At 36.5% G+C, this 20,135-nt stretch carries 31 protein-coding genes; 1 reads left to right on the top strand and 30 read right to left on the bottom strand.

The annotated features are described in order from the left end of the window. Positions 1–2 precede the first annotated feature (2 nt). Positions 3–1,457 carry an MBOAT family O-acyltransferase gene (locus MM213_RS04350; RefSeq protein ID WP_241410254.1) on the bottom strand — a complete coding sequence of 485 codons (1,455 nt, stop codon included), beginning with the start codon at positions 1,455–1,457 and terminating at the stop codon, positions 3–5. 94 nt (positions 1,458–1,551) lie between these two features. Next, positions 1,552–4,167 (bottom strand): hypothetical protein, encoded by a 2,616-nt coding sequence (locus MM213_RS04345; RefSeq protein WP_241410253.1) that lies wholly within the window; start codon positions 4,165–4,167, stop codon positions 1,552–1,554. A 333-nt stretch (positions 4,168–4,500) separates the two neighbouring features. Here MM213_RS04345 and MM213_RS04340 point away from each other — a divergent pair, with 333 nt between their 5' ends. Beyond that, positions 4,501–4,710, top strand: a complete 210-nt coding sequence (locus MM213_RS04340; RefSeq protein WP_241410252.1) for a hypothetical protein — start codon at positions 4,501–4,503, stop codon at positions 4,708–4,710. A gap of 241 nt (positions 4,711–4,951) precedes the next feature. Here MM213_RS04340 and eno read toward each other — a convergent pair whose 3' ends face one another. The 28 genes from eno to rplB all read right to left on the bottom strand — a co-directional run bounded on the left by eno (position 4,952) and on the right by rplB (position 20,134). Next, the gene (gene eno / locus MM213_RS04335; protein WP_241410251.1) at positions 4,952–6,229 is read right to left on the bottom strand and encodes a phosphopyruvate hydratase; all 1,278 of its coding nucleotides are present in this window, start codon (positions 6,227–6,229) and stop codon (positions 4,952–4,954) included. 24 nt (positions 6,230–6,253) lie between these two features. Continuing rightward, positions 6,254–7,351 carry a glutamine-hydrolyzing carbamoyl-phosphate synthase small subunit gene (gene carA / locus MM213_RS04330; RefSeq protein ID WP_241410250.1) on the bottom strand — a complete coding sequence of 366 codons (1,098 nt, stop codon included), beginning with the start codon at positions 7,349–7,351 and terminating at the stop codon, positions 6,254–6,256. Positions 7,352–7,475: 124 nt separating this feature from the next. Beyond that, the gene (gene rplQ / locus MM213_RS04325) at positions 7,476–7,985 is read right to left on the bottom strand and encodes a 50S ribosomal protein L17 (RefSeq protein ID WP_241410249.1); all 510 of its coding nucleotides are present in this window, start codon (positions 7,983–7,985) and stop codon (positions 7,476–7,478) included. A gap of 5 nt (positions 7,986–7,990) precedes the next feature. Next, positions 7,991–8,980 (bottom strand): DNA-directed RNA polymerase subunit alpha, encoded by a 990-nt coding sequence (locus tag MM213_RS04320; protein ID WP_241410248.1) that lies wholly within the window; start codon positions 8,978–8,980, stop codon positions 7,991–7,993. 31 nt (positions 8,981–9,011) lie between these two features. Then, positions 9,012–9,617 carry a 30S ribosomal protein S4 gene (rpsD, locus tag MM213_RS04315; RefSeq protein WP_241275209.1) on the bottom strand — a complete coding sequence of 202 codons (606 nt, stop codon included), beginning with the start codon at positions 9,615–9,617 and terminating at the stop codon, positions 9,012–9,014. Positions 9,618–9,637: 20 nt separating this feature from the next. Then, positions 9,638–10,036 (bottom strand): 30S ribosomal protein S11, encoded by a 399-nt coding sequence (gene rpsK, locus MM213_RS04310; RefSeq protein WP_014772316.1) that lies wholly within the window; start codon positions 10,034–10,036, stop codon positions 9,638–9,640. A 15-nt stretch (positions 10,037–10,051) separates the two neighbouring features. Then, positions 10,052–10,429, bottom strand: a complete 378-nt coding sequence (rpsM, locus tag MM213_RS04305; protein ID WP_241410247.1) for a 30S ribosomal protein S13 — start codon at positions 10,427–10,429, stop codon at positions 10,052–10,054. Between the two features lie 5 nt (positions 10,430–10,434). Then, entirely contained in the window at positions 10,435–10,551 is a 117-nt protein-coding gene (gene rpmJ, locus MM213_RS04300; protein ID WP_014772314.1) for a 50S ribosomal protein L36, read from the bottom strand. A gap of 6 nt (positions 10,552–10,557) precedes the next feature. Then, on the bottom strand, positions 10,558–10,776 hold the full coding sequence (gene infA, locus MM213_RS04295) for a translation initiation factor IF-1 (protein WP_040480068.1): 219 nt from the start codon (positions 10,774–10,776) through the stop codon (positions 10,558–10,560). 2 nt (positions 10,777–10,778) lie between these two features. After that, positions 10,779–11,552 (bottom strand): type I methionyl aminopeptidase, encoded by a 774-nt coding sequence (gene map / locus MM213_RS04290; RefSeq protein WP_241410246.1) that lies wholly within the window; start codon positions 11,550–11,552, stop codon positions 10,779–10,781. After that, entirely contained in the window at positions 11,549–12,871 is a 1,323-nt protein-coding gene (gene secY, locus MM213_RS04285) for a preprotein translocase subunit SecY (protein WP_241410245.1), read from the bottom strand. Before secY ends, map begins: the two co-directional genes overlap by 4 nt. 3 nt (positions 12,872–12,874) lie before the next feature. After that, positions 12,875–13,321 carry a 50S ribosomal protein L15 gene (rplO, locus tag MM213_RS04280; protein ID WP_241410244.1) on the bottom strand — a complete coding sequence of 149 codons (447 nt, stop codon included), beginning with the start codon at positions 13,319–13,321 and terminating at the stop codon, positions 12,875–12,877. 2 nt (positions 13,322–13,323) lie between these two features. After that, entirely contained in the window at positions 13,324–13,503 is a 180-nt protein-coding gene (rpmD, locus tag MM213_RS04275) for a 50S ribosomal protein L30 (protein ID WP_241275205.1), read from the bottom strand. Between the two features lie 4 nt (positions 13,504–13,507). Beyond that, complete coding sequence (gene rpsE / locus MM213_RS04270) at positions 13,508–14,026, bottom strand: 30S ribosomal protein S5 (RefSeq protein ID WP_241410243.1); 519 nt, start codon at positions 14,024–14,026, stop codon at positions 13,508–13,510. 8 nt (positions 14,027–14,034) lie between these two features. Then, positions 14,035–14,382 carry a 50S ribosomal protein L18 gene (gene rplR, locus MM213_RS04265; RefSeq protein WP_255806913.1) on the bottom strand — a complete coding sequence of 116 codons (348 nt, stop codon included), beginning with the start codon at positions 14,380–14,382 and terminating at the stop codon, positions 14,035–14,037. A gap of 5 nt (positions 14,383–14,387) precedes the next feature. Beyond that, positions 14,388–14,945 (bottom strand): 50S ribosomal protein L6, encoded by a 558-nt coding sequence (gene rplF, locus MM213_RS04260; RefSeq protein ID WP_241410242.1) that lies wholly within the window; start codon positions 14,943–14,945, stop codon positions 14,388–14,390. A 9-nt stretch (positions 14,946–14,954) separates the two neighbouring features. Beyond that, complete coding sequence (rpsH, locus tag MM213_RS04255) at positions 14,955–15,350, bottom strand: 30S ribosomal protein S8 (protein WP_241410241.1); 396 nt, start codon at positions 15,348–15,350, stop codon at positions 14,955–14,957. Positions 15,351–15,433: 83 nt separating this feature from the next. Beyond that, complete coding sequence (gene rpsN, locus MM213_RS04250; protein WP_076501213.1) at positions 15,434–15,703, bottom strand: 30S ribosomal protein S14; 270 nt, start codon at positions 15,701–15,703, stop codon at positions 15,434–15,436. 2 nt (positions 15,704–15,705) lie between these two features. After that, a complete protein-coding gene (rplE, locus tag MM213_RS04245) occupies positions 15,706–16,266 on the bottom strand; it encodes a 50S ribosomal protein L5 (protein WP_241410240.1) in 561 nt (186 codons plus the stop codon). Beyond that, complete coding sequence (gene rplX, locus MM213_RS04240; RefSeq protein ID WP_241410239.1) at positions 16,259–16,603, bottom strand: 50S ribosomal protein L24; 345 nt, start codon at positions 16,601–16,603, stop codon at positions 16,259–16,261. The genes rplE and rplX overlap by 8 nt, the downstream gene beginning before the upstream one ends. Positions 16,604–16,605: 2 nt before the next feature. Beyond that, entirely contained in the window at positions 16,606–16,974 is a 369-nt protein-coding gene (gene rplN / locus MM213_RS04235) for a 50S ribosomal protein L14 (protein WP_075349330.1), read from the bottom strand. A gap of 1 nt (position 16,975) precedes the next feature. Continuing rightward, positions 16,976–17,239: a 30S ribosomal protein S17 gene (gene rpsQ / locus MM213_RS04230; RefSeq protein WP_241275198.1), complete on the bottom strand. Its 264-nt coding sequence runs from the start codon at positions 17,237–17,239 to the stop codon at positions 16,976–16,978. Positions 17,240–17,247: 8 nt separating this feature from the next. Continuing rightward, positions 17,248–17,442, bottom strand: coding sequence for a 50S ribosomal protein L29 (rpmC, locus tag MM213_RS04225; RefSeq protein WP_241410238.1), 195 nt, complete (start codon positions 17,440–17,442; stop codon positions 17,248–17,250). 8 nt (positions 17,443–17,450) lie between these two features. Then, a complete protein-coding gene (gene rplP, locus MM213_RS04220; protein WP_241275196.1) occupies positions 17,451–17,870 on the bottom strand; it encodes a 50S ribosomal protein L16 in 420 nt (139 codons plus the stop codon). Between the two features lie 22 nt (positions 17,871–17,892). Then, positions 17,893–18,627 (bottom strand): 30S ribosomal protein S3, encoded by a 735-nt coding sequence (gene rpsC / locus MM213_RS04215; RefSeq protein ID WP_241410237.1) that lies wholly within the window; start codon positions 18,625–18,627, stop codon positions 17,893–17,895. A gap of 9 nt (positions 18,628–18,636) precedes the next feature. Then, complete coding sequence (gene rplV, locus MM213_RS04210; protein WP_014772299.1) at positions 18,637–19,026, bottom strand: 50S ribosomal protein L22; 390 nt, start codon at positions 19,024–19,026, stop codon at positions 18,637–18,639. A gap of 2 nt (positions 19,027–19,028) precedes the next feature. Continuing rightward, on the bottom strand, positions 19,029–19,307 hold the full coding sequence (rpsS, locus tag MM213_RS04205) for a 30S ribosomal protein S19 (protein WP_009034213.1): 279 nt from the start codon (positions 19,305–19,307) through the stop codon (positions 19,029–19,031). Between the two features lie 2 nt (positions 19,308–19,309). Then, the gene (rplB, locus tag MM213_RS04200; protein ID WP_241410236.1) at positions 19,310–20,134 is read right to left on the bottom strand and encodes a 50S ribosomal protein L2; all 825 of its coding nucleotides are present in this window, start codon (positions 20,132–20,134) and stop codon (positions 19,310–19,312) included. Position 20,135: the final 1 nt, after the last annotated feature.

Genomic DNA, 20,135 nt, shown 5'->3' with positions numbered 1-20,135 from the left:
TATCAAAACTGAAAATAAATAAATTCGATTTCCTCTGATGTATTCCCGAAAACATCAATAATCAAAATTATGAATACATAAATCGACCACCTGTACGCCTTATTTGAAATTAAATGCATTTCAGAAATTCCATATTCCCCGACACGACCTTTCCATTCTACAAACATAAATGCAACAATAAATATCAGTAAGGTGATCGCCCCAGGAAAAACAGAAAAATCAGGTATTGCAAAGAGGCCTTCTGAGAAAATTCCAAAAACATAAGAAAGAGCATGGCTCATATTCTCAGCCCTAAAAAATATCCATGAAAAAACAGTCAGGGCAAAAGTCCCTAGAATAGATAGCACCTCCCTAAAGCAAGGAAGTTTTTTACCTACTGCTACGATCTCTATGTTTTGCCTATTTTTGCCAAAAATCAATAGTGGAATGAAATAAATAGCATTCAAAGCTCCCCAGGCAATGAATGTCCAATTTGCACCATGCCAAAAACCACTAATAATGAATATGACAAACACATTACGTATTTGCAGAAACGTCCCAACTTTACTTCCTCCTAATGGAATATAGACATAATCCCGAAACCATGTGGTAAGTGAAATATGCCAACGACGCCAAAACTCTGCAATATCTCGGGAGAAATATGGAAACGCAAAATTTTGCATCAGATTAAAGCCAAAAAGTCTTGCAGTCCCAATAGCGATATCTGAATAACCTGAAAAATCTCCATATATCTGAAAAGTAAAAAAAAGTGCTCCGAGTATTAACGTACTCCCTTGATATTCTGTAGAGTTATTGAAAATCATGTTGGCATATTCTGCACAATTGTCAGCTATCACTACTTTTTTGAACAACCCCCATAATATCTGCCTCAAACCATTCTTTGCCATAAAATAATCAAACTTCCTTTTTTCGAAAAACTGCGGAAGTAAATTAGTGGCACGTTCTATTGGTCCAGCTACAAGTTGCGGAAAAAAGCTCACAAAAGCTGAAAAAGCAATAAAATCTCTTGTAGCGGTCAAACGCTTTCTGTACACATCTATTGAGTAACTCATTGTCTGAAAAGTGTAAAAACTAATCCCAACTGGTAAAATTATATTCAGTGAATTAGCTTTAATCGGCATACCAAAAAAAGTAAATGCAGTGATGAAATTGTCAAGAAAAAAATTGTAATACTTAAAAAACCCAAGAAAGCCAATGTTCACCAAAAGACTTAATATCAACAGTGACTTGCGTTTGAACCTGCCTTCTACCTTGTCAAGTCGCACTCCTACTGCAAAATCTATCAAAGTACTGAAACCTATCAAGGCAAGAAACCTCCAATCCCACCAACCATAAAAAAAATAACTGGTAATTACAATCAAGAAATTCTGAGACTTCAAGCTATCCCTAAACACAAACCAATATAGGATGAAAACTATTGGCAAGAATAAAGCAAAGTCAAGGGAGTTAAATAGCATGAAATTTTGATATTTGTTTTTATCGTAACATGCAATATTAACAAATTAAAAAGAATGATAATAATCAACAACTATAAATATCGCACAGACTACTTTACTCCTTTTTAGATTTTCGATCGAGTACTTCATACTCAAATTCATAATAACCAATCTTACCTTCATTACTCACAGCTTCGATGATAACTCGTACATCACCAGTCAAATCTCCATTATAATAAGAAGTTTCAGCTTTCCCATTTATGGTATTTTTAGATCTTTCCCAATGTAAGATTGCTCTCAAATCAGGCTTTATCCAACTCTCTGAATTGAGTACATCATATTTAGGCGTATAATATTCTTTGACCATTGCAAAGACAGGAACACTGAATTCGGACACTCCTTGTCTTCGGTAAGCTCCTGAAAGTCCCTTTCCTGCTTGGGTAAATATGGCAATTATGTTCAAACTTTTTGGAGGCTCATTACCTAGATCTGTAGTCCACCATAATGGCGCGAAATCTTGAGCAAACCTAATAATCTCAACGCTCGTCACCTCACTCGGGGGTATTCCATCTACAAATTTATATTCATCCCTTTTAATTGCTATCCCATCTATAACAACTATATCTACATCACCACCTCCTATTACCTTGGCTCTTAGTCCACCTCCTGGCTGTAAGTCAAAATCAGTATAAATTTGTATATCCTTGGGAAAGGAAAATTTCAAAACACTGTACAAACCAAAAGACCATTTTTTCTCTTCTTCACGGATTTCATCACCATCAATTACTACATCTGGCTCACCATGATCTTTATAGAGCTTTTCTCGCTCAGGTGACAATCTGGTGTCTCTCACCTCTACTTCTTCTAACTCAAAGCCAGCCTCTTCTAAGCGAAAGGCATTGTCAATTGATCTTCTTAATTGATTTTGCTCTAAAAAATACTTTACTTTAGGACTAATCATATCCATTTCAAAATCCTCTTGAAAGTTAACCTCGGGTGACAATCTCTCTTCAATACTTATATTATATTCTAAATTTCTACCTCCTTCCTTTTTCTTGGATTGAATCAACACATCTATTTTTTCTCCATATTCATCCCTTAATGGGAAATAAAACATACCAAGGCTATCTGATTTCTGATTCTGAATATCAGTGATTGTTCCAAATGACATCATTGTTAAATCAATGCCTTGTCTTGTAGATTTTCTGGCTGAAATACCCTTTACTGTACCAGAAATTTCCAAACCTTTTTCTGGCGAAAACTCTATAATTTCGCTACCAAGTTCTGAGTAATTATACTTTCTCCAACCTTGAGTAAGTAAAAGATCATCAAGATACTTATAGTTGACAACCCTTCCTTGTGTAAAATACTCATACGGCTTTTCAATGATTCCATTTAACTCTGAAGTTAACAAGACATGGCTGACGATGCTATTTACACCTTTCTGAACATCTCCAAGCTGATCAATATTAATGACTTTTATCGATAAGTTGGCTTCGGAAATTTTCCCGTTGGGTTCTAGAACTTCAAATGAAAACTCAGACTTATCTCTTTGAAATAACTCATTCTTATCATTACCATATCGATGGCTTATAATTAATCTTTGATCTTCCCTTTCATTGAAAATCAAGCGTTCAGCAATAGAGTTATCTTTCTCTGACAAAACCCTCAAAACCAATAACCCTTCCGGTAAATCCCCACAATTTATTGTGGCATAAAATTTCCCATCGCTCAACTTTCCCTTCAAATTGAAAAAATTGTATCCACGACTTATCACTTCTATTGAAATACTATCATGACTATTTGTAGATTGAATTCCTAATTTAAAAACATCCGAATTTTTATCAACACTTAAAACAGTTCCAAAGTTATTTACATCAATAAACTTCTGTCGCTGCCATATCGAATCATTCAAACTTTTTGCTCTTACGCTATACTTCTCTTTATGATTAGGATAAAAATAAAAACTTCCCATTCCCAAATGATTACTTTCAGATTTATGAAGCACATCTCCATCTTCACTTAGAAGTTCAAATATCCCTTGAAAACCCTTCCCATATTTATCACAAAACTTAAAACCAACTCTAGAAACAATTCCATTGACCAACTCCCCACCCTCGGGGAAAAACTGCAAATCAAAATCATCTTCATTAATCCTGATGTATTTTGTCTCTAAGATTTTATTATCAGTGACAAGTGAAAGTTTAAGATTACTCAAATCTTCATCAAAAAAAAGTTCAGAAAAAAACCTTCCGTTTTTATCTTTTTGAATAATCACCTTCCTTTCAATTTTGTCATTGGAATACTTTAAAGAGTATTTTTTTATGTCTATAGTATCCCCGAAGTCAGAATTATACCTCACAGTCAAATTGGGAAATGATGATTGATGAAAAATTTCTGTATCCTCTATAAGATCTACTTTTTGTGAAGTAGAATAGATCTTAATATATTTTTCAAATATAAATTTATCCTCAAAATTCCTATCCCATTCAGTATAAGCTCTAAGCAAAAATGTCCCAGCTTGATATTCGGCATCTAAATCAAAATGACCAAGACCTATTCCCTCCTCTAGCTTAATCAATTTACTTTGTAATATCTCCTTAGAATCACTTATAAGCTCAACGATCAAAACCCCACTTAGCGTAGTTGGTTTATGATCAAAACTGTTCAAAACTATCGCTTTAAACCAAATCGTCTCATCATTTTCATAAATTTCATTGTCTAGTTGCATGTAAATTTTTTCAGGAAAAAGATTTTCATAAACAACCTCATTTACCTGAGAGTAACTGAAACATAAAAAAGAAAAATATATAAAAATAACTAGTGAAATCTTCTTTTGCTTCATAATCATTTACCAAACTCTAAACAACATTAAAACTAAAAATAATGTTAAAAACTACGATAAACAAGGAAAAATTAAATCAAAAACTAACAAGCTTAATTTCAAATATTTAACTACTGATTTTTTCAAAATTCAATTAATGTACCGAACATTTAATAATAAGTGTTTCTAATGTGGAATTAGATTTGTATCTTAAAGAAGATTAATGGTTTAAAATCAATCATGGGAAAATTTATTGAATCCAAGCAGAAAGGCATTTGCCTTCAAACGAAAAAGTCTATAAATGTTGGGGACTCTGTATTTTACTTTCCCGGAAGAGGGATGTTTTGTATAGAATCTCAAATATATCAAGAGCATTTAAAAAATGGTGCGTATTCAGAAAACACAGAACCTGAATCAAGAGAAGACGTTGTTGATATTTTTGCTGAATAGTATTTTGTAATTGGGGAATTTTAAATAATCATTATTACCCGAAAAGATCCAGCGCATATTTAAAATAATCAGGCTTACTTTCAAATAAGGTTGTTAGGGATCGGCATTGTATTTATCAGGACAATATATTAGTTCTTCAACGCCATATTTGGTTTGGCAATCAGAATGAACCTTCAAAATTCACAAACGAAAAAAAGCAGCCCTGAAGCTGCTTTTTTCGTTTACATAAAAGATTTACTGCTTATTTTTTAGGAAAAATAGCAGCATCTCCCAATTGTTCTTCTATTCTTAGCAATTGATTGTATTTAGCCATTCTATCAGATCTTGAGGCAGAACCTGTTTTGATTTGACCGCAATTCACAGCTACTGCCAAATCAGCGATAGTAGAATCTTCAGTTTCCCCAGACCTATGTGACATTACAGCAGTAAAACCAGCTTTATGAGCTAGAGATATTGCATTCAAAGTTTCAGTCAAAGTCCCTATTTGGTTTACCTTAATCAAAATTGAGTTTGCAGATTTTTCTTCAATACCTCTTTGCAAGAATTTAACGTTCGTTACAAACAAATCATCTCCTACCAACTGTACTTTGTCTCCAATTTTGGCTGTCAACAAAGCCCATCCTTGCCAATCTTCTTCTGCAAAACCATCTTCTATAGAATCAATAGGATATTTTTCGGTCAATTCTGCTAGATAAGCTACCTGCTCTTCTCTTGATCTTATTTTACCAGAATCTCCTTCGAATTTCTTATAGTCATAATTACCATCCTTATAAAACTCAGACGCAGCACAATCCAAAGCGATAGTAACATCATCGCCTGCTTTATATCCTGCATTTGCAATAGCATCAAGAATGCAAGCAAGCGCTTCTTCAGTGCCACCAGAGAAGTTTGGAGCAAATCCACCTTCATCACCTACTGCAGTACTCAAACCCTTGTCATGCAATATTTTTTTCAAGTGATGAAAAATTTCAGCACCCATTCTGATAGCTTCAGAAAAACTACTTGCACCAACAGGTCTTACCATAAATTCCTGAAAGGCAATAGGCGCATCTGAATGCGATCCTCCATTGATGATATTCATCATTGGAACAGGAAGTGTATTTGCATTTACACCACCTACGTAGCGGTAAAGTGGCTGACCTGCTTCCATTGCTGCAGCTTTAGCTACTGCCAAAGAAACACCAAGAATTGCATTAGCTCCAAGCTTGCTTTTGTTTGGAGTTCCGTCCAAATCAATCATTATTTGATCAATTGTATTTTGTTCAAAAACATCAAGTCCTAATAATTCTGGAGCGATAACATCGTTCACATTTGAAACCGCCTTTAAAACACCTTTTCCAAGATATTTCGATTTGTCGCCGTCACGAAGTTCTACTGCTTCATTGATCCCTGTAGAAGCTCCACTAGGTACTGCTGCTCTACCGAAAGCGCCATTTTCAGTAAATACATCTACTTCTATGGTTGGGTTACCTCTTGAGTCTAAAATTTGTCTTGCGTGAATTGATTGAATTAATGTCATAATTTAAAATGGTTTAATTAGGTTTTAATTTTTAGTCATTAAAGATACAAAATCATCGAATAAATACCTCGAATCATGTGGTCCAGGTGATGATTCTGGATGATATTGAACAGAAAATGCAGGTTTATTTTTAAGCTTAATACCAGCCACAGTACCATCATTAAGATGAACATGAGTAATCAAAAGTTCTTCATTTCCTTCAACTTCCTCCCTTTTCACCACAAATCCGTGATTTTGAGAAGTAATCTCACTTTTACCTGTTTCCAGATTTTTGATCGGGTGATTGAGACCTCTATGACCATGATGCATCTTGTAGGTAGAAACACCACATGCTTCAGCTAGTAGTTGATGTCCAAGGCATATACCAAACACCGGCTTACCTGTATTCAAAATATCCTTAGTAGTATTTACAGCATAGTCCATCACAGCAGGATCACCAGGTCCATTTGACAAAAAATAACCTGTAGGATTCCAAGCTGAAAGTTCTTCTATTTTTGTTTTAGCAGGAAAAACTTTACAATAAACACCCCTATCAGCTAAATTTCTAAGGATATTTTTCTTAATTCCAAAATCTAGACAAGCTACCCTCACTGGTGAGTTTTCATCTCCAAAATAATAAGCTTCTTTCGTACAAACTTTAGAGGAAAGCTCCAAGCCATTCATATCTGGAACAATATTGAGTTCAGCCTTAAGTCCTGCTAAATCATCTTCATACTCGGAGCTAATAATTGCGTTCATAGCACCTTGAGATCTAAGGTGTCTTACAAGTTTTCGTGTGTCAATATCTGCTATACCAGTAATATTATGACTAACAAGATAATCTTGAAGAGAACCACTTGCGTCGAGTCTACTGAAAACATCAGAAAAAGAATTCACAACAATCCCAGCGATGGTAGGATTATCGGATTCTACTTCTTCATCAATAACTCCATAATTACCAATATGGGGAGTAGTAGATACAATAATTTGCCCAGTATATGAAGGATCGGTATATATTTCCTGATATCCAGTCATTCCTGTATTAAAACATATTTCACCGCCATTTGTACCTGGCTTACCAATTAGGGTGCCATGGAAGATTGTTCCATCGGCCAATAGTAGAGTAGCTTTTTGTTTGTTCATTTTTTCTTTAAGACTGGTCAAATTTAAGAAAATTCTAAAGATATGTCTTGTTAAAATTGAAAGGATATAAAAAAAGGGATTGAACCAAAGTTCAATCCCTCTATATAAAGATTATAGCGACATATTATTCTGCAGCGTTATCTTCTTTCTTATCATCTTCCTTTACTTCTGTTGCACTATCATCAGCTTTTACAGCAGACTCAGCAGCAGCACCTGAACCTCTTCTACTTCTTCTAGTAGTTTTCTTAGCAGGCTTCGCATCTTTCAACATCAATTCGTTGAAATCTACAAGTTCAATGATACACATTTCAGCGTTATCACCTAGACGATTACCTGTTTTGATAATTCTAGTGTATCCACCTGGTCTAGTTGCAACTTTCTCAACAACTTCGCCAAAAAGAGTCTTGATAGAATCTTTGTTTTGAAGGTATGAAAATACAATTCTTCTGTTATGCGTAGTATCTTCCTTAGCTCTAGAGATAAGAGGCTCTACATATTTTCTCAATTCCTTAGCTTTTGCAAGCGTTGTAGAAATACGCTTGTGAAGAATCAGTGAGGAAGCCATGTTAGAAAGCATTGCTTTTCTATGACTTGCTGTCCTTCCAAGGTGGTTAAATTTCTTACCGTGTCTCATTTTATTTACTCTTCATCAAGTTTATACTTAGACAAATCCATTCCAAAAGTCAAACCTTTTTCTTGGATTAATTGCTCCAATTCAGCCAAAGACTTCTTACCAAAATTTCTGAATTTCATCATATCTGAAATTTCTAATTTAGCAAGATCGCCCAAAGTCTTCACATCTGCTGCTTTCAAACAATTGAATGCACGAACTGAAAGATCCAAATCACCTAGAGAAGTTTTTAACAACTTTCTCATGTGAAGGAATTCTTCATCAATCGGCTCTGGTTCAGAAACTCCCGAAGAGTCAAGTACCATTGTTTGATCAGAAAACAACATGAAATGCTGAATAAGAATCTTAGCAGATTCTTGAAGTGCCTTCTCAGGATGGATCGAACCATCCGTAGTTACTTCAAGGATCAATTTTTCAAAGTCAGTTTTTTGTTCAACCCTAGTGTTTTCGATACTATATTTTACGTTTTTGATAGGCGTGAAAATAGCATCAATAGGTATAACTCCAAAAACCTGCTCTTTAGGTTTAGACTCCTCAGCTGGAAGATATCCTCTTCCTTTTTCTACTGTTAGTTCAACTTCTAGACTTTTTGATTCATCCAAGTGGCAAATCACCAAATCGGGATTCAGAACCTCAAAAGAAGAGGTGAATTTCGCGATATCTCCTGCAGTAAAAACTGACTGATTTTTAACTTCTACGGTAATTTTACCGTCGATAGCTTCATGTACTTTCTTAAACCTAACTTGCTTAAGGTTAAGAATAATATCTGTAACATCTTCTACAACCCCTTCGATTGTGGAAAATTCATGAACCACCCCTGGAAGTTTCACAGATGTGATGGCATAACCTTCTAAAGAAGATAATAAAATTCTCCTCAAGGCATTACCAATGGTGACCCCATAGCCTTTTTCAAGTGGCTTGAAGGTAAATAAGCCGTGAAAATCATCAGCTTTTTCCATCACCACTTTTTCGGGCATTTGAAATGCTAGTATGGACATATCAATAGTTCTTTTTAAGTCTGAATTAATATTACTTAGAGTAAAGCTCGACAATCAGTTGCTCTTTGATATTCTCTGGAATATCTTCTCTCACTGGGATGCTTACGAACTTACCTGCTAATGATGCGTTATCCCACTCTAACCAAGAATAACGTGCTGTACCCTTACCTGCCAAACTTGCAGTAATTGCTTCAAGAGACTTAGAACGCTCTCTTACCGATACAACATCACCAGGTTTTAAGGAATAAGATGGAATGTTTACTAATTCTCCGTTTACCAAGATATGCTTGTGAGAAGTCAACTGTCTAGCAGCTCTTCTTGTAGGAGCAATACCCAATCTATAAACAACATTATCCAATCTAGCTTCTAGCAATTGCAACAAGTTTTCACCTGTAATACCTTGCTTTCTTGAAGCTATATCAAACATTTTGGAGAATTGTCTTTCCAAAATACCGTAGATGTATTTAGCTTTTTGTTTTTCAGCAAGCTGAATAGCATATTCAGACTGCTTTTTTCTTCTACCTCTTCCATGTTGTCCAGGAGGGTAATTTTTCTTTTGAAGTGCCTTGCTTTGTCCTTCAATAGGCTCACCGAATTTTCTAGCAATCTTTGCCTTTGGACCTCTATATCTAGCCATTCTATATCTTCTTTAATGAATTAAACTCTTCTACGTTTTGGAGGACGACATCCGTTATGCGGAAGTGGTGTCACATCAATAATCGTAGTTACGTCAAGACCTACATTTTGTAAAGTTCTGATAGCAGATTCTCTTCCTGCACCTGGTCCTTTAACAAAAACCTCAATTTTTCTCAATCCTAAATCATATGCAACTTGACCGCAATTTTGTGCTGCCATTTGTGCTGCATAAGGTGTGTTCTTCTTAGAACCTCTGAATCCCATCTTACCGGCAGAAGCCCAAGAGATCACCTGTCCAGAATTATTGGTAATAGAGATGATGATATTGTTAAACGAAGCTTTGATATGTACTTGACCTACCGCTTCTACTTTAACTACTCTTTTTTTACCTTTAGCTTTATCGTTTCTTTTCTGAGCCATAATCTAAATCAAGATTTATTTAGTTGCTTTCTTTTTGTTAGCAACAGTCTTTCTCTTACCTTTTCTAGTTCTAGCGTTATTTTTGGTTTTCTGACCTCTCAAAGGAAGACCTTTTCTATGTCTCAGACCTCTATAACAACCAATATCCATTAATCTTTTGATATTAAGCTGAATCTCAGATTTCAAAACACCTTCAGTTCTGTGTTCTTCAGCTATAATATTTCTAATAGCGGTTGATTCTTCATCATCCCACTCACCCGCTTTCTTGTCAAAGGAAATGCCCGCTTTCGTAAGGATAGCTTTCGCCGCACTCCTACCTATACCGAAAATATAGGTTAAGCCAATTTCTCCTCGCTTGTTGTCTGGAATATCAACTCCTGCAATTCTTGCCATAATTATTAACCTTGTCTTTGTTTAAACTTAGGATTTTTTTTGTTGATCACATAAAGCTTTCCGTTTCTTCTGATCACTTTACAGTCAACACTTCTTTTCTTAATTGATGCCTTTACTTTCATGACAGTTTATTTGTATCGATAAACAATTCTACCTTTAGAAAGATCGTAGGGAGATAACTCTAACTTAACTTTATCTCCTGGAAGAATCTTTATATAATTCATTCTCATTTTCCCAGAAATATGTGCAATCAATTGATGCCCATTTTCTAGCTCCACTTTAAACATTGCATTTGACAATGCTTCTATTATTGTACCATCTTGTTCAATAGATGTCTGCTTAGCCATATTTAGAATTTATAGTTTTCTTCTATATATTGATGAGTAGTCAAGATCTCGGTTCTATCTTTGAAAATGGCTACTGTATGCTCATAGTGTGCTGATGCCTTCCTATCAGCTGTCCTGATAGTCCATCCATCTCGCTCTTGTACAATATTTCTGGTACCTAGATTAACCATTGGTTCTATTGCAATTACCAAACCTTCATTGAGAAGTGGCCCACTGCCTCTTTTTCCATAATTGGGAACTTCTGGTGATTCATGAAGATTTTTACCCAAACCATGACCTACCAATTCCCTAACTACGGTATAACCTTTGGACTCGACGTACTTTTGGATAGAATGACCAATGTCACCTATTCTATTTCCAAAAATAGCCTTTTCTATTCCAAGATATAAAGACTCCTTTGTTGCTCTAAGCAAAGACAAAACATCTGAAGAAACTTCACCGACAGGGTAAGTATAAGCGCAATCGCTATGAAAACCTTGGTGAAAGACTCCACAATCTACTGAGATTATATCGCCATCTTTCAAAACATAATTACTTGGAAAACCGTGCACTACTACCTCATTTACAGAAATACATAGTGATGAAGGAAATCCATTATATCCTTTGAAGGAAGGAACACCATTGTGATCCCTAATATATTCCTCCGCTATTTTGTCAAGAAAAGAGGTTGAAACACCTACTTTTACATGCTTGGCAACTTCCCCATGGGCTTTGCCTAATATTTGAGCACTTTCTTTAATTAACTGGACTTCCTCGAAAGTCTTGTATTGAATCATATTGCAGCAGCGTAATTCGAAGGATTATTTTTCATATTCCCGCTCTTCATCATGCCTTCATAATGTCTCATCAACAAGTAACTTTCAATCTGTCTCAATGTATCCATGATAACACCAACCATAATAAGTAGTGAAGTACCACCATAGAACTGAGCAAATTCGACACCAACACCTGCAATAATTGCAAAAGCTGGCAGTATAGCTACCAATGCTAAAAGCACCGAGCCAGGAAGTGTTATTCTAGAAATAATATTATCAATAAATTCAGATGTTGGAGCTCCAGGCTTAATACCCGGTACAAATCCACCATTCCTTTTCAAATCTTCTGATATCTGCTCCGGGTTAACGGTAATAGCAGTGTAGAAGAATGTAAAGAGAATGATCATCAATGCAAACACCAAGTTATATTGCCAAGAAGTAAAATCTGAGAATGTACTGCCAATATAATTTGCAATATCATTTTCTGAAGACCAAATCTGAGCAATCATTGCAGGTAGAAACATCAGTGATTGAGCAAAGATTATAGGCATTACACCTGAAGCATTTACCTTAATAGGAATATACTGTCTCTGTCCACCGTAGACTTTACCACCTACTACTTGCTTTGCATATTGAACTGGGATTCTTCTAGTAGCTTCCGTCAATGCAACTACACCATAAACAACAAAGAATAATATTGCTGCTTCTATGATAATCAAGAGCATCCCTGAAGTTCCTTTAGAAAGTCCTTCTGCTATTATTGCTCCTGGGAAACGTGAGATGATACCTATCATAATTAGCATGGAAATACCATTGCCAATACCCTTTTCGGTAATCTTTTCACCCAACCACATACAGAACATCGTACCTGCTGACAACAACACCAAAGAACTAAACATAAAAAGAGTAGTACTAACCATTACAGCTCCAGTAGGTAAGATGGTGGCTGTAATGTAGCCTATACCTTGCGCTATCGTGATTGCAATAGTCAAAACTCTAGTAATTTGAGTAATTCTCTTTCTACCAGATTCTCCTTCTTTTTGTAACTTTTGAAAATAAGGTACACCAACAGTTAATAACTGCAACACAATAGATGCAGAAATATAAGGCATAATACCCAATCCAAAAATGGATGCATTACTAAATGCACCACCTAAGAATGTATCTATTAAACCGAAAATACCTTCAGGAGCATCTGCCAATTTTGATGGATCTACTCCTGGTAAAACGATAAAAGAACCCAATCTGAATACAACCAGAAAACCGATTGTATTCAAGATTCGAACTCTTAAATCTTCAATAGAAAAGATATTCTTAACTGTTGAGATAAACTTTTTCATTTATTAAATCTTGTTAACTGTTCCGCCAACTTTCTCTATCGCTTCAGTAGCTGAGGCCGAGAAATAATGAGCACTTACATTCAATTTCGCTGTAAGTTCGCCTCTACCAAGGACTTTTACAACATCTTTCTTAGAAACTAATCCATGCTCAACCAAATTCTCGAATGAAACAGTGTCCAAATTGAACTTATCTGCCAATTCCTGCAAGGCAGTAAGATTGATTGGTTTACACTCAATTCTATTGAGACTTTTGAAACCGAACTTAGGAACTCTTCTTTGAAGTGGCATTTGACCACCTTCAAATCCTAATTTGGACTTGTAGCCAGATCTAGATTTAGCCCCTTTGTGACCTCTAGTAGAAGTACCACCTCTACCAGAACCAGTACCACGACCAATCCTTTTCCTACTTTTAATAGATCCTTCTGCAGGTTTTAATGTATGTAATTTCATAATTAAGCTTCCTCCACTTTTACAAGGTGACTTACTTTTCTTACCATTCCAGCAATCTGTGGAGTATTTTCAACTTCTACAGATTTGTTGATTCTACCTAGACCCAAAGCCGTAATTGTAGCTTTTTGATCCTTTGGTCTTTTGATAGTGCTTCTTAACTGAGTTACTTTAATCTTAGCCATATCCTTAACCGTTAAAAACTTTTGACATTTTTACACCTCTTTGCTGCGAAACAGCAATAGCATCTCTCAACTGAATCAAAGCATCAATAGTAGCTTTAACCACATTATGAGGATTGGAAGAGCCTTTAGACTTAGCTAGTACGTCAGTCACACCAGCACTTTCAAGTACGGCACGCATCGCACCACCAGCAATTACTCCAGTACCAGGAGCAGCTGGTTTAATCAATACAAAACCTCCACCATACTTACCTAATTGTTCGTGAGGTATAGTACCTTTAAGGACAGGAACACGCACAAGATTTTTCTTAGCATCTTCAATACCCTTGGTGATTGCATCAGTTACTTCATTAGCTTTCCCTAATCCATAACCAACAACACCATTACCATCACCTACTACAACTATAGCAGAGAATGAAAATCTTCTACCACCTTTAACTACCTTAGCAACACGGTTGATAGCAACTACTTTCTCTTTTAGTTCTGTATCTGTTGCCCTTATGGGTTTTCTTTTAACTTGAGACATAATATCTATTAAAATTTAAGGCCACCTTCCCTTGCACCATCAGCAAGAGCTTTAACATTACCATGATATAGGTATCCACTTCTGTCAAATACAACAGAAGCAAATCCATTAGCAACAGCTCTTTCAGCTAATTTTTTACCAACCTCCTTTGAAACAGAGATAGTATTATTTTTAGCACCAAGTTCCTTGGAAGAGGCTTGCGCAAGTGTATGACCTTTAAGGTCATCAACCAATTGAGCGTATATACCAGTATTGCTTTTAAATACTGACAAACGAGGTCTAGAATCTGTTCCGTTGATTTTTCTACGGATACTTTTCTTGATTCTAAGTCTTCTTGAATTCTTATTAAAAGCCATCTTAATTATTTTTTACCTGCGGTTTTACCAGCTTTACGTCTTACAATCTCACCTACGAAGCGAACACCTTTACCTTTGTAAGGTTCTACTTTACGTAGAGATTTGATTTTTGCAGCTACTTGCCCGATCAACTCCTTATCGATACCTTCCAAGGTCACTAAAGGATTTTTACCTTTAGGTGTTTCTGTCTTCAATGAAATTGAATCTGGAAGTGAGAAGAAAATGTTGTGGGAATAGCCAAGTGACAATTCAAGAATTTGACCTTGGTTGGAGGCTTTGTAACCTACACCGACCAATTCCAATTCTTTTTTGTAACCATCGGCAACACCGATAACCATGTTATTCAATAACGATCTATACAATCCATGAAGAGATTTGTGTCTCTTAGATTCAGTAGGTCTTGTAACAACTATTTGGTTATCTTCAACCGCAACAGTAATGTCGGGATTCACATCCTGAGTCAGAGTACCTTTGGGACCTTTAACAGTGACAGTATTGTGTGCTGACACGTCTACAGTAACACCCGCTGGTAGATTTATTGGTTTTTTACCTATTCTAGACATAACGGTTAATTAATAAACGTAACAAAGTACTTCGCCGCCAATACCTTCAGTACGGGCTTCTTTATCGGTCATTACACCTTTCGAAGTGGACATGATAGCAACTCCTAGGCCATTGATTACTCTAGGTAGGTCTTCATGTTTAACATATTTTCTTAGACCAGGCTTACTAACTCTAGTAAGGCTTACGATTGCATTCTGCTTTGTAGCAGGATTATATTTCAAAGCAATTTTGATAGATCCCTGAGGACCTTCTTCTTCAAACTTGTAATTTTGAATATATCCTTTATCATGAAGAACTTTAGTAAGTTCTTTTTTGATATTAGAAGCAGGAATCTCAACGATTCTGTGAGATGCCTTTATGGCATTTCTTAATCTGGTCAAATAATCAGCTATTGGATCAGTCATATTTATATAAGTCTAACTGCACACCCGTTTCGGGCGTGCAAAGTTACACAATGATTTTAAGAATAAAAACTTTTGTCCGATTTTTACCAGCTTGATTTGGTAACACCAGGAATCTTTCCAGCAGAAGCCATTTCTCTGAAAGTTACCCTATTGATACCAAATTTTCTCATATAACCTTTTGGACGACCTGTCAATTTACATCTATTATGAAGTCTGACAGGAGAAGCATTTCTAGGTAGCTTATCCAAGGCTTCGTAATCACCAGCAGCTTTTAATTCTGCTCTCTTTTTCGCGTACTTGGCTACAAGACGTTCTCTTTTTCTCTCACGAGCTTTTAATGATTCTCTTGCCATGATTATTCAGGATTATTTTTGTTGATAAAAGGCATTCCAAAAGCTTTCAATAATGAATAACTTTCTTCATCTGTCTCTGCTGTAGTCACGAAAGTGATATCCATACCAGAGATTCTATTTACTTTCTCAATGCTGATCTCAGGGAAGATAATCTGCTCAGTCACACCCAAAGTGTAATTTCCTCTACCATCAAATCCTTTATCACTGATTCCTTTGAAATCTCTTACTCGAGGAAGAGCTACAGTAGCTAATCTATCAAGGAATTCATACATTCTGTCACCTCTCAAAGTGACTTTAGCTCCGATAGGCATCTCTTCTCTCAACTTAAAGTTGGATATAGAGTTTTTAGCTTTTGTCGCTACAGCTCTTTGACCAGTAATCAAAGAAAGCTCTTCAACACCTTGATCTACTAATTTCTTGTCAGCTACTGCTGCACCAATACCTTTGTTCAACACAATCTTGGTCAACTTAGGAACTTGCATTGCCGACTTATACTGGAATTTTTCCTTCAAAGCAGGAGCAATTTCAGTAATATACTTTTCTTTCATTCTAGGATTAGCCATTGATCACCTCCCCAGTTTTCTTAGAATACCTAACTAATTTTCCATTTTCACCTTGTTTTCTACCAGTTCTGGTAGCTTCGCCTGTTTTAGGATCAACCAACATAAGGTTACTAATATGTACGGCAGCCTCTCTTTTTTCAATTCCACCTTGAGGATTTGTAGCAGTAGGTTTTACGTGTTTAGTCACTGTATTGATACCTTCTACTACTGCTCTCCTTTTTTCAAGGTTTACAGAAAGTACTTTACCTGTCTTACCCTTATCATCACCTGACAATACTTTTACAGTATCACCAGTTCTGATGTGTAATTTGGGTTGTTTATTGAATTTTCTTTCCATGATTACAATACTTCTGGGGCCAAAGATACAATCTTCATAAACTGCTTCTCTCTCAATTCTCTAGCAACAGGACCGAAGATACGAGTTCCTCTTGGTTCGTCGTTATTGTTTAAGAGCACGGCAGCATTATCTTCAAATCGGATATAAGAACCGTCTTTTCTTCTAATTTCCTTCCTTGTTCTCACGATAACCGCTTTAGAAACGGTACCTTTTTTCATGTTGCTGGAAGAAAGTGCGGATTTAACAGTCACTACAACTTTATCCCCGATAGAAGCATATCTTTTCTTGGTTCCTCCCAATACACGGATTACAAGTACTTCCTTAGCACCCGAATTATCCGCTACGCTTAGTCTGGATTCTTGTTGTATCATGTTATTTAGCCTTTTCTATAATTTCTACTAATCTCCAACGCTTATTCTTACTCAGCGGACGAGTTTCGCTTATCTTAACAAGGTCGCCAGCTTGGCACTCGTTATTCTCGTCATGAACCATAAATTTTGTAGTCTTGGCAACAAACTTACCGTAGATAGGGTGCTTAACCCTTCTCTCAACGGCAACAGTTATGGACTTGTCCATTTTGTTGCTGACTACTTTTCCTATTCTTTCTTTACGTAGATTTCTCTCAGTAGTAGCCATCTTGATTCTTATTTAGCTAATTGTGATGCCGTCAAAGCAGTTTTCAATCTTGCGATTGTACGCTTTGTCTCTTTTAATTTATTAGGATTTTCAATCGGAGAGATTGCATGGGCAAAACGCATTTTTGTCAAATTTGCTTGCTCAGCGGCGATACGCTCGATTAGTTCACTTGTTGAAAGTGAGTTGATTTCTGAATTTTTCATAGCTTGTCTTATCCTACGTAATCCCTACGTACTACAAAATTTGTACTTACAGGAAGTTTCTGTTGTGCTAGTCTTAATGCTTCTTTAGCTACTTCTTGACTAACTCCTGTTGCTTCGAAAAGGATAGTACCTGGTTTGATTACTGCAACCCAGTATTCAGGAGCTCCCTTACCTTTACCCATACGAACCTCTGCAGGTTTTTTGGTGATAGGTTTGTCAGGGAAAATTCTGATCCAAACCTGACCTTCTCTTTTCATCGCTCTCGTCATAGCAATCCTTGCTGCTTCAATCTGACGAGAGGTTATCCATCCAGCTTCAAGGGACTTGATGCCAAAGTTGCCAAAAGAAAGCGTGTGCCCTCTTTGTGCAATGCCCTTGACTCTGCCCTTGTGCATTTTTCTATATTTAGTTCTTTTTGGCTGTAACATGATTTCTCACTTAGGGTGAAAATTAGTTATTTCTCTTTCTTCTTTTTGGACCGCCTTCTCTTCTCTTTCCTCTAGCGTTGTTTCCACCTTTTGGCTCATTAGCTGCGCCTACGTTTGGAGAAAGATCTCTTTTACCGTAAACTTCACCTTTGAATATCCAAACTTTGATACCGATGATACCATAGATAGTGTTTGCTTCAGAAATAGCGTAATCGATGTCAGCTCTCAAAGTATGCAAAGGAATTCTTCCTTCTTTGTACATTTCCGATCTTGCCATCTCAGCACCGCCCAATCTACCTGAAAGTTTTACTTTGATTCCTTCAGCTCCAACTCTCATTGTAGCAGCAATAGATTGTTTCATTGCTCTTCTAAAGGATATACGAGCTTGTAGTTGTTGTGCAATTGACTCTCCTACCAATTTCGCATCCAATTCAGGACGCTTAATTTCAAAAATGTTGATTTGAACATCCTTGTTAGTCAATTTTTTCAACTCCTCTTTAAGCTTATCAACTTCAGCTCCACCTTTACCAATTACTACTCCCGGACGGGCAGTATGAATTGTCAGGGTGATTCTTTTCAAAGTCCTTTCGATAATTACCTTAGAGATACCACCTTTAGGGATTCTAGCATTTACATACTTTCTGATCTGTTGGTCTTCATAAAGCTTCTCAGCAAAATCTTTACCTCCATACCAGTTAGAATCCCAACCTTTGACTATACCAAGTCTAAAACCAATAGGGTTTACTTTTTGTCCCATAGTCTAATCTTAATTAGAGTTTTCTTTTGTTTGTACTTCATCAGCGGTAACCGCAGTGCTGAATGCATCAACTACTAAAGTCACATGATTTGATCTTTTACGTATTCTGTGTGCTCTTCCTTGAGGAGCAGGTCTCAGTCTTTTCAACATACGACCACCATCTACTTGAATTGTCTTGATAAACAAATCAGCGTCTTCAAGTTTTTCGTCTGGATTTTTTGCTTGCCAGTTGGCCACAGCAGAAAGAAGAAGTTTCTCTAATTTAATAGCACCATGGTTAGGTGTAAACTTCAATATACTTAATGCATGTCCTACTCTTTTACCTCTTACAAGGTCAGCTACCAATCGCATTTTGCGAGTAGAAGTAGGAACGTTGTTTAATCTTGCTATTGCTTCCATGATTATCTCTTTCCTTTATCCTTTTTGGCAATATGACCTCTAAAGTTTCTTGTAGGAGCAAATTCTCCTAATTTATGACCTACCATGTTGTCTGTTACAAATACTGGAATAAACTTGTTTCCATTATGCACAGCAAAGGTATGGCCTACAAAATCCGGAGAAATCATTGATCTTCTCGACCAAGTCTTGATGACTGATTTTTTTCCGGACTCGTTCATTACATCCACTTTTTTGGCCAAGTGATGCTCTATATAAGGACCTTTCTTTAATGAACGTGCCATAGTTATTTAGATCTTTTACTGATAATGAATTTATTTGAATATTTTTTAGGAGACCTAGTCTTCTTACCTTTTGCAAGTAAACCAGTCCTAGATCTTGGATGTCCACCAGATGAACGTCCTTCACCACCACCCATAGGGTGATCGACAGGGTTCATGGCTACACCTCTTGTTCTAGGTCTTCTTCCTAACCAACGGTTTCTACCAGCTTTTCCTAACACTACGTTCATGTGGTCTCCATTAGAAACAACACCTATCGTCGCCATACAAACACCAAGTATAAGTCTCATTTCCCCTGAAGGCAATTTAACTGTAACATACTTACCGTCTCTAGCTACTACCTGAGCGTATCCACCAGCACTTCTTGCCAATGCACCACCTTTACCAGGCTTCAATTCCAAATTGTGAACAATGGTACCCAAAGGGATATTTACCAATTGCATCGCGTTTCCAACTTCTGGAGCTACGCTTTCACCGGAAATCACTGTTTGTCCAACTTGCAAACCTTCCGGGGCAATAATGTAAGCCTTTGCACCGTCAACATAATACAATAAAGCTAGACGTGCTGTTCTGTTTGGATCATATTCAATAGACTTAACTACTGCTGGAATTCCAAACTTGGTTCTCTTAAAATCAACGATTCTAAGTCTTCTCTTATGGCCACCTCCAATGTATCTGGAGGTCATTTTACCTACATTATTTCTACCACCTGACTTCTTCAAAGGAGCCAATAAAGATTTCTCTGGCTTTGATGTTGTAATTTCATCAAATGCTGGAGCAACTCTAAATCTGGTTCCTGGGGTTACAGGCTTTAATTTTTTAACTGCCATG

This window comes from Belliella alkalica (genome assembly GCF_022549785.1).
Taxonomy (GTDB): Bacteria; Bacteroidota; Bacteroidia; order Cytophagales; family Cyclobacteriaceae; genus Belliella; species Belliella alkalica.
Note: the sequence above shows the minus strand (reverse complement) of the source record. Positions and strands in the feature narration are given on the sequence as shown.

Excerpts from the sequence above, each read along its gene's own strand:
- MM213_RS04350 (WP_241410254.1), bottom strand. The coding sequence starts at position 1,457 with ATGCTATTTAACTCCCTTGACTTTGCTTTATTCTTGCCAATAGTTTTC.
- MM213_RS04345 (WP_241410253.1), bottom strand. The coding sequence starts at position 4,167 with ATGCAACTAGACAATGAAATTTATGAAAATGATGAGACGATTTGGTTT.
- MM213_RS04340 (WP_241410252.1), top strand. The coding sequence starts at position 4,501 with ATGGGAAAATTTATTGAATCCAAGCAGAAAGGCATTTGCCTTCAAACG.
- eno (WP_241410251.1), bottom strand. The coding sequence starts at position 6,229 with ATGACATTAATTCAATCAATTCACGCAAGACAAATTTTAGACTCAAGA.
- carA (WP_241410250.1), bottom strand. The coding sequence starts at position 7,351 with ATGAACAAACAAAAAGCTACTCTACTATTGGCCGATGGAACAATCTTC.
- rplQ (WP_241410249.1), bottom strand. The coding sequence starts at position 7,985 with ATGAGACACGGTAAGAAATTTAACCACCTTGGAAGGACAGCAAGTCAT.
- MM213_RS04320 (WP_241410248.1), bottom strand. The coding sequence starts at position 8,980 with ATGTCCATACTAGCATTTCAAATGCCCGAAAAAGTGGTGATGGAAAAA.
- rpsD (WP_241275209.1), bottom strand. The coding sequence starts at position 9,617 with ATGGCTAGATATAGAGGTCCAAAGGCAAAGATTGCTAGAAAATTCGGT.
- rpsK (WP_014772316.1), bottom strand. The coding sequence starts at position 10,036 with ATGGCTCAGAAAAGAAACGATAAAGCTAAAGGTAAAAAAAGAGTAGTT.
- rpsM (WP_241410247.1), bottom strand. The coding sequence starts at position 10,429 with ATGGCAAGAATTGCAGGAGTTGATATTCCAGACAACAAGCGAGGAGAA.
- rpmJ (WP_014772314.1), bottom strand. The coding sequence starts at position 10,551 with ATGAAAGTAAAGGCATCAATTAAGAAAAGAAGTGTTGACTGTAAAGTG.
- infA (WP_040480068.1), bottom strand. The coding sequence starts at position 10,776 with ATGGCTAAGCAGACATCTATTGAACAAGATGGTACAATAATAGAAGCA.
- map (WP_241410246.1), bottom strand. The coding sequence starts at position 11,552 with ATGATTCAATACAAGACTTTCGAGGAAGTCCAGTTAATTAAAGAAAGT.
- secY (WP_241410245.1), bottom strand. The coding sequence starts at position 12,871 with ATGAAAAAGTTTATCTCAACAGTTAAGAATATCTTTTCTATTGAAGAT.
- rplO (WP_241410244.1), bottom strand. The coding sequence starts at position 13,321 with ATGAAATTACATACATTAAAACCTGCAGAAGGATCTATTAAAAGTAGG.
- rpmD (WP_241275205.1), bottom strand. The coding sequence starts at position 13,503 with ATGGCTAAGATTAAAGTAACTCAGTTAAGAAGCACTATCAAAAGACCA.
- rpsE (WP_241410243.1), bottom strand. The coding sequence starts at position 14,026 with ATGTCTCAAGTTAAAAGAAAACCCATAAGGGCAACAGATACAGAACTA.
- rplR (WP_255806913.1), bottom strand. The coding sequence starts at position 14,382 with ATGGCTTTTAATAAGAATTCAAGAAGACTTAGAATCAAGAAAAGTATC.
- rplF (WP_241410242.1), bottom strand. The coding sequence starts at position 14,945 with ATGTCTAGAATAGGTAAAAAACCAATAAATCTACCAGCGGGTGTTACT.
- rpsH (WP_241410241.1), bottom strand. The coding sequence starts at position 15,350 with ATGACTGATCCAATAGCTGATTATTTGACCAGATTAAGAAATGCCATA.
- rpsN (WP_076501213.1), bottom strand. The coding sequence starts at position 15,703 with ATGGCAAGAGAATCATTAAAAGCTCGTGAGAGAAAAAGAGAACGTCTT.
- rplE (WP_241410240.1), bottom strand. The coding sequence starts at position 16,266 with ATGGCTAATCCTAGAATGAAAGAAAAGTATATTACTGAAATTGCTCCT.
- rplX (WP_241410239.1), bottom strand. The coding sequence starts at position 16,603 with ATGGAAAGAAAATTCAATAAACAACCCAAATTACACATCAGAACTGGT.
- rplN (WP_075349330.1), bottom strand. The coding sequence starts at position 16,974 with ATGATACAACAAGAATCCAGACTAAGCGTAGCGGATAATTCGGGTGCT.
- rpsQ (WP_241275198.1), bottom strand. The coding sequence starts at position 17,239 with ATGGCTACTACTGAGAGAAATCTACGTAAAGAAAGAATAGGAAAAGTA.
- rpmC (WP_241410238.1), bottom strand. The coding sequence starts at position 17,442 with ATGAAAAATTCAGAAATCAACTCACTTTCAACAAGTGAACTAATCGAG.
- rplP (WP_241275196.1), bottom strand. The coding sequence starts at position 17,870 with ATGTTACAGCCAAAAAGAACTAAATATAGAAAAATGCACAAGGGCAGA.
- rpsC (WP_241410237.1), bottom strand. The coding sequence starts at position 18,627 with ATGGGACAAAAAGTAAACCCTATTGGTTTTAGACTTGGTATAGTCAAA.
- rplV (WP_014772299.1), bottom strand. The coding sequence starts at position 19,026 with ATGGAAGCAATAGCAAGATTAAACAACGTTCCTACTTCTACTCGCAAA.
- rpsS (WP_009034213.1), bottom strand. The coding sequence starts at position 19,307 with ATGGCACGTTCATTAAAGAAAGGTCCTTATATAGAGCATCACTTGGCC.
- rplB (WP_241410236.1), bottom strand. The coding sequence starts at position 20,134 with ATGGCAGTTAAAAAATTAAAGCCTGTAACCCCAGGAACCAGATTTAGA.